This is a genomic window from Mesorhizobium sp. M2E.F.Ca.ET.209.01.1.1, assembly GCF_004010375.2.
GTDB lineage: Bacteria > Pseudomonadota > Alphaproteobacteria > Rhizobiales > Rhizobiaceae > Mesorhizobium.
In genome coordinates this window covers 1-289 of the sequence record NZ_SADP02001202.1, presented here as the reverse complement: position 1 = coordinate 289, position 289 = coordinate 1, and the positions used below count along the sequence as shown (strand labels likewise).

At 66.1% G+C, this 289-nt stretch carries 1 protein-coding gene; it reads left to right on the top strand.

The features are described 5' to 3' along the window. A partial coding sequence (locus EN852_RS39735) for a hypothetical protein (RefSeq protein WP_135879969.1) occupies positions 1 to 289 on the top strand: 289 nt, incomplete at both ends.

Below are 289 nucleotides of genomic sequence, written 5' to 3'. Positions count from 1 at the left end.
CTTTGCCGAGCTGGTTCTGGGATCGGAGGCTTCCGACAACGCGCATCCGGCCTTCTCGAAAATGTTCGTGGAAACGGAAATCGCCGCCAACAATGGCGCGATCTTCGCCACGCGACGCAAGCGCGAAACCAGCGAGCCCGATGTCGCCCTGGTGCATTTCGTCACCGATCCGTCGGGGCCGGCTCGTGATGCCGAGGCCGAGACCGACAGGCGCGCCTTCATCGGCCGTGGCCGCACCATCGTCGATGCCGCCGCCTTCGATCCAGGCGCCAGGCTGGGCGGCCATTCC